At 34.9% G+C, this 6,967-nt stretch carries 8 protein-coding genes; all 8 read right to left on the bottom strand.

The features are described 5' to 3' along the window. The coding region (locus LJE08_RS12290; RefSeq protein WP_227403372.1) for a hypothetical protein at positions 1–130 on the bottom strand (130 nt) is incomplete at its 3' end. Continuing rightward, positions 130–924, bottom strand: a complete 795-nt coding sequence (locus LJE08_RS12285; RefSeq protein ID WP_227403371.1) for a YbbR-like domain-containing protein — start codon at positions 922–924, stop codon at positions 130–132. The genes LJE08_RS12290 and LJE08_RS12285, both read right to left, overlap by 1 nt. Continuing rightward, positions 908–1,846: a diadenylate cyclase CdaA gene (gene cdaA, locus LJE08_RS12280; RefSeq protein ID WP_117925567.1), complete on the bottom strand. Its 939-nt coding sequence runs from the start codon at positions 1,844–1,846 to the stop codon at positions 908–910. Before cdaA ends, LJE08_RS12285 begins: the two co-directional genes overlap by 17 nt. 22 nt (positions 1,847–1,868) lie before the next feature. Continuing rightward, positions 1,869–2,636, bottom strand: coding sequence for an HAD family hydrolase (locus LJE08_RS12275; RefSeq protein ID WP_199593202.1), 768 nt, complete (start codon positions 2,634–2,636; stop codon positions 1,869–1,871). 47 nt (positions 2,637–2,683) lie between these two features. Continuing rightward, complete coding sequence (locus tag LJE08_RS12270; protein ID WP_186998938.1) at positions 2,684–4,258, bottom strand: gamma-glutamyltransferase family protein; 1,575 nt, start codon at positions 4,256–4,258, stop codon at positions 2,684–2,686. Between the two features lie 548 nt (positions 4,259–4,806). After that, complete coding sequence (locus LJE08_RS12265) at positions 4,807–5,469, bottom strand: LytTR family DNA-binding domain-containing protein (protein ID WP_186998939.1); 663 nt, start codon at positions 5,467–5,469, stop codon at positions 4,807–4,809. 56 nt (positions 5,470–5,525) lie between these two features. Further along, entirely contained in the window at positions 5,526–6,287 is a 762-nt protein-coding gene (locus LJE08_RS12260; RefSeq protein WP_227403370.1) for a creatininase family protein, read from the bottom strand. Further along, the gene (locus LJE08_RS12255; protein ID WP_227403369.1) at positions 6,277–6,906 is read right to left on the bottom strand and encodes an ECF transporter S component; all 630 of its coding nucleotides are present in this window, start codon (positions 6,904–6,906) and stop codon (positions 6,277–6,279) included. Before LJE08_RS12255 ends, LJE08_RS12260 begins: the two co-directional genes overlap by 11 nt. Between the last annotated feature and the right edge of the window lie 61 nt (positions 6,907–6,967).

Below are 6,967 nucleotides of genomic sequence, written 5' to 3'. Positions count from 1 at the left end.
TCAAGATTTTCGCATGTTTTTCTTTTCCATAATACCAGCCTAAATATTGTCCAATTTTAATGGACATATCCAAAGTTAAACCTTCATTCGCTCTTCCACGAACTCCATCTGTTCCAAAATACTTACCCATTACTCTGAATCCTCCTTGTCTGATGATGTATTTTTAGCTAATTTCACACTTGCATGTACTGTCTCTGGTGATAGTGTAACATTTACTCGATTACCCTTCGCATCATAAGCCGCCAACGCTGCATTAGCCTCAAAATCTTGAATTTGACCTGTACAGTCAATCAACGCCTTCACAATTCGAATTGAATTCAATTGATTCTGGCTTGCCGTAATTTTAACTGTCATCACATCTAATGTAGGTGTTTCAAAATCAGTTACCTTTTGATTTGATCCCACCAACAATTCTGGTTGGATTGTGAATGATTTTGTAACTTTTTTAGAAAGTGTAACATCAATTGTAGCAGGATCTACAACAGCTTCAATTTTTTCTGGCAAATTCTTTACCTTTAAATTGATGATATTTTTACCTTCCGAATGTTTTTTCAAGTCAGCTACGACTTGCACACTACCCTTTGAACGGAATACCTGAATACTTGTCGCATCTCCAGTTAATGAAACATCTACTGTACTTGGCACACCAGCCACATCATATTTATCTGTATCTGCTAGTACTTCAACAGCTACATTTCTTAGATCCACAGTTGTTCTGGTATCGTTAAACAATTTTAAACTAATATCTTCATAGTTGATCACAACACAAATCATGATGGATAAAACCAAAGAAATAATTACAGATCCTTTTTTATCAAATAATACACGGTCTACGAGTTTACTAACTTTTTGAAATATCAAAGTCAGTAAACCACGCAACTCATTAAACCATACAGAAGGGCTCTTCTTATTTGGAGATTCCATGTTGACTGCCCTCCTTTTTCTGTTCATATAAATTCACAATTTCAATTGCCTTCACACGCTCATCCTTATTTGCGTCCTCAGTCTGCTTTTTAGCACGTTTGCCCATGGACTTGGCCTGAGACAACATAGGAACAAGAATTGAAGACGGATTTTGACTTGATTCTGTCACTAACATATTTGTTAGATAACGCTGTAAACCTTCTGGTGGATATTGCGTTAACTGGCCGTTGACCGCAACTGAAATATTTCCTGTTTCTTCACTCACAATAATTGTGATTGAGTCTGTAATTTCACTAATGCCGACAGCCGCTCTATGTCTTGCTCCATACTTACTAGGAAGATCCTTTGTGGTTGGAGGAAAATAAGCTGCTGCACACGCTATTTTATTCCCCTGAATAATAACGGCACCATCATGCATTGGTGTTCCATACTGAAATATTGTTCCTAATAATTCAGTTGAAACTTCCGAATCCATCACAATTCCTGTACGAATAAAATCGGACAAGCTCTGTGTTCTTTCAATAGAAATCAAGGCTCCTGTCTTTGATTTTGACATTTCTGCGCATGCCTCTACCAATTCATTGATCATTTGTTGAATTTGTGAAACGGAGACATCCGTTGTTAAGATGGCTGTTGTTTTACCAACTTTCTCCAACATACCACGAATTTCAGGTTGGAAAACAACCAAAATAACGACAACTCCCCAATTCAAGAACATTTCAATCAAATAATTTAAAGCATTTAAGCCTAGCCATACGGCTAAAGCCTTGATTAAAACGATAATCAATACACCCTTCACGAGTTGGATCGTACGTGAATTATTACGCACAATTCTTAGTCCAGAATATATCAATCCCCATACTACTAAAATATCCAATAATAATCGAATTAGGAATGTAATATCAGATAAGCTGAAACTCATCTAAAATACCCCCTTATTTTATTTATAAATTTTTTGAAATTAAATCACTTACTGAATCATACTCAACTTGAGCATGTGCTTTTACATCTTCATCTGCACACGACATAACTGAACCATGCACACCAAATTCAATCAACGGAATATCATTATGTCCATCACCAATTGTATATACATCTTCTTCTTTGATATTCGCATATTCAATCAAGAAATCTATACCTGTCGCTTTAGAAACCCCCTTTGGAACAATATCAACAACGAAATTATTTGGATAAGCAACAACTTGTTCATAATACAAATCATTGATTTTACTTGCCACTTCTAAAGCTGAATCTGTATCTTCCATTGATAATACGATCTGCGCAAAATGTGTCATATCCAACAATTCGGCTTCCGTAACATCTGGTTTTAAATTTGGATAACGATGATCCACTGCATCTGGCTGCAATACAATACGATGACGGTGAATTCCATCATTTACAACATAACTAATCACAGTGTCTAATTTTTTAACATTATGTAAAATGTCTACGCAAACATCAAAATTCAAATAATTCGACAACAAGACATCTCCATTTTCGCCAAAAACCATACCACCATTATTTGTGATCAAATAATCACATGGTAAATTAAATAATTTGATTTGCGCATCAATCGATTCTTTAGAACGACCCGTCACAATCACGAATTTGTTCCCCTTATTTTTCCATTCTTCAATCGATTTTAAATCTTCTGGCATTACATCCTGTGCATAACGTAATGTACCATCATAATCTGTAGCTAAAAGCTTCATGTATAATTCCTCAACTTTTCTATTTACCCTAATTTTATCACATACATTTAATAACAGGCAATATTACTATCCGTCCTTGATTCACATCCTGCAACATAGACACCATTTTCTAATCGAATAATGACTTGTCCACGTCCAAACATTGCTAATTCGGACTCTATTTCAATTTCATGACCACGTTTCTTTAATTCAGTAATTATATTCTCATCAAAGCCTGGCTCAACAATAAATTTCATATTCTCTATCCACTGAAATCGTTTGGCATCTAAAGCCATCTGTGGATTTAAATGAAAATCAATCATGTTTGTGACAACTTGCATATGTCCCTGTGGCTGCATATAACCGCCCATTACACCAAAAGGACCAACAGGTTTATCATCTTTTGTCAAAAAACCAGGAATAATTGTATGATACGTCTTTTTATGAGGCATCAAGTAATTTACATGAGATGGATCTAAACTAAAATCATATCCACGATTTTGTAAGGAAACTCCATCTACGACAATGCCACTACCAAATCCCATATAGTTTGATTGAATATATGAAACCATATTGCCATCTTTATCTGCTGTGCACAAATAGACTGTACCGGAGCCATGCGGCTTATCTACCCTTGGTGGCAAAGCCAAATGACCAATTTGACTTGCTCTTTGTTTACCATAATCAACACTTATCAAATCATCCACTGGCATATTCATACATTTAGGATCTGTAACATATTCTTTGGCATCCGCAAAAGCCATTTTTAAAGCTTCCATCTGCGTATGAATACAATCCACATCTCTTTCTTTAAATTGAAAATTATTTAAAACATTCAAAGCCATTAAAGCCACAATGCCCTGTCCATTAGGAGGTAATTCCCACACTTGATAGCCATGATAAGCTACATGAATTGGATTGACCCATTCAACCTTGTGATCTTCTAAATCTTGTTTTCGTAAGAATCCACCAAATCTTTTAGATTCTTCATCAATTCGATCTGCCAATTCTCCATAATACAAAGAATCTGTATTTGTATCAGCAATCTTTTCTAGTGCATCCGCAAGTTTTGGCATGCAAATCATCTGTCCTGGTTCAGGTGTTTTTCCATCAAAAGTAAAAGTATCATACCAGCTCTTAAACTCCTCACTATTTGGAATCGCATTTAATGCTTTTTTCCACATACGAGCAATCTCTGCACTGACTGGATATCCATTTCTTGCATAATCAATGGCAGGTTCTAATAACTTTTTAAACGGCAAAGAACCAAATCTTTCACTTAAAGCTTTCCAACCCTTTACTGCACCAGGCACCGTAACTGGAATCCATCCTCGTTTTGGAATTTCATCCACTTTATCTGCCGAAATCGCATATGGAGAATGACCTGAACTGTTCATGCCATACATCTTATTTTTCATCCACACAATCGCAAATCCATCGGATCCAAGTCCATTTGAACATGGTTCTACAACCGTCAAACAAGCTGCCGTCGCAATGGCCGCATCTACGGCATTTCCACCCTGCATAAGCATTCTTAAACCAGCTTGTGTAGCTAAATTATTTCCTGTGCAGACAACTCCGTTTCGTGCAATCACATTCGTTCTTTTGGATGCGAATGGATTATCATAATAGTTAATTTCCATATCTTCATCACCGAGACAATTATACAAAAATTAGAGCAGACATTCCATCTGCTCTGATTTATTTATTCACTTTTTTTAAACCGGATAACTTTTCTACCTTATCCAATTTTTTATCATCCGCATTATGATTTTATTCTATTCATTTTCCTTAAGCATTTTCTCAAGTATGACCATATATGAGTATCTTTAAGTTCCATGATCTAGATTGGATGATATCCTTAACATTCCAAGTACTCTATCCTTTTTGTGATTATTCACTCAATAAAACCCTTTATCTAAATCCTATTTCCTTTTCTTGTTAAGTTCCACTGAATGTTTTTTCTAGAATTCCTCTAGCTTAACCTTTGGAGCCTTCTCTCCATAGCTTCAACTTTTTATAGTTAAAACTTTCCGTTTCAACCCTATGTTATTGTCATCTTCTCACCGCTCTCTTTTTGTCTCAAGAGAAGTTTTCTCTGCTCTTACTTCTCTTTGCACTTTCATTATAACCAACAAAATCAAAAAGAAAAGACAAGTGGTAAAACTCGCCTTTTTACTGGTAAAATCGGTTATTTCATCGATATCTTTCGTTTTTTTCCTCTCGAAACAGGAATCAGAACCTTGTTTATAAGCTCAACTTCATCTTTATACCAAACCACAATATATTTAGAATTCACAATATAGGATACGTGTACTCGTAAAAAACCGAACTCTTTAAACACTTCTTCAAGTGCATTCATACTATCACGCTTATGAAAAACGCCTTTTTTTGTATAGAAATACACCATCTTTTCATTCTTTTCCAAATAGTAGATATCTTCATACGAAAGATTCATACGAACTCCATCATAATTAAATTCATATACATGACTTTGAATACATTGCGAACGAATCATTTGATCATAAGCTGAAATGTCATCTGCGATATTTTCTTTTGAAATATAGAACACACGACTTCTTTCATCATCGCCACGCGTCTTAATTGGATTTTCACACACATAAATCACAATCGCATTTGGATTATCATGTACAAATACACTTTCAATACGATTCGTCTTAAACATTTCATCAAACACAAATAATTGATACTCTTCTTTCTTCATCCGTTTTGCCAGATCACTCGCCTTTAAGTAATGACGAAAACACCAATCCTCATGCATAAACAATTTAGATAATTGAAAAACGATGTCCTTAGTTTCTTTTTCATATTCTAATATGGCTACTTTTATCATACTTATAATTATAAAGAGTGAACGCATTTTTATCAAATGTAAACCATTTCAAAATATTATTCTTTAAAGTCACGAATTAAAATCAAATCCTTAACAATTTCTTTTGCGCTAATTGATAAAATGATTTCTCCCTTTTCTTTAGTCGCACCCTTTGGATCTCCACCAATCCCAATTGGTTTTTGCTGCTCAGTTACCCAATCCGATGCAAGCCAAGACAAATGTGCTTTCATAGCTGTATTTTTATGAATACCCTTTTCACTTGTTTCTAACTTAACTAAACTTTCATCAATTGCCATGACCATGGAAGTTTCCATTTCTCCACCATGAAAATCAAAAGTATTCCCTTTAGAAATTGTTGCCTTTACAACTGGATGATCAAAGGCTCCTGAGTTTAATACAAATGGATACACTTTAAAATCGCTTCTTACTTCTCTAGAAATCAAATTTGCGACCGGTGCATTTCCACCATGACATACAAGAAAAGCCAATTTTTTAAAGCCATGATGAGCTAGACTTTCACATAAGTCATACAACATATGATAGTAAGTCATAGGTTTAAATGTAATAGAGCCACAAAACTCTTTATGTTCCGTACTCAATCCAACTGGAATGACTGGAAACAACAATAAATGTATGTCCTCATCCTTTAACTCTTTTTCAATATAGTCACACATGGCTGTGGCAATGAGTGTATCCGTACCAAGTGGTGCTTGATTTCCATGTTGTTCTAATGCACCTAATGGAATCAAAACAATTGTGTTTTCTCGATCGACTTGTTCCATTTCTAAACGTGTTAATTCTTGATACTTACAAATCATACTTATTTGCCTCATAAATAAACTTAAAGCTTGGACGAATGGCAGACAATCTTTCCATCAAGAAATATCCAATGATATAGTTAGCTGAGATTTTGATCAAGTTAAATGGAATTGTCGCAAATGCAATAAATGAAATTAAATCTTTAATACTTGGATTTACAGAACCTACCATTTGCACAACAGAATCTAACGGCATTCCCATAGCTTTGGCATATAGTGGCAAAGTAATACATGCATTACATAAACATGCGAATACAGTACGAATTAGAATTCCAACAATTAAAGAGACAATAACAGCTTTTCTTGTCTTATTCATCTTCTTGTACACAAACCATGTTGGTAAAATAAATAGAGCAATGCCTAAAAGATTTGCGAGTTCACCCACATAAGCTGTATTTGTTCCTACAGTCACTACTTTTACAATCAATTTAATAACTTCAACTAAAGTGGCAGATACAGGTCCTAGACTAAATAGGGCAATAATACTTGGTACATCACTAAAATCAATCTTGTAGAATGGTGGCATCATTGGTAAAGAAAATTCCAGTGACATCAGTGCCCCGGCAAGACCTGCAAGCATCGCCGTTAATACAATTGTTTGAACATTCCATTTTTTCATCTTTTTACCTCCTCATATAATATGTAGCGTAATCAGTTCAACACATTGTTGTTAAATAGAT

The organism is Holdemanella sp. DFI.5.55 (assembly GCF_020593575.1).
Lineage (GTDB): Bacteria > Bacillota_I > Bacilli_A > Erysipelotrichales > Erysipelotrichaceae > Holdemanella > Holdemanella hominis.
Note: the sequence above shows the minus strand (reverse complement) of the source record. Positions and strands in the feature narration are given on the sequence as shown.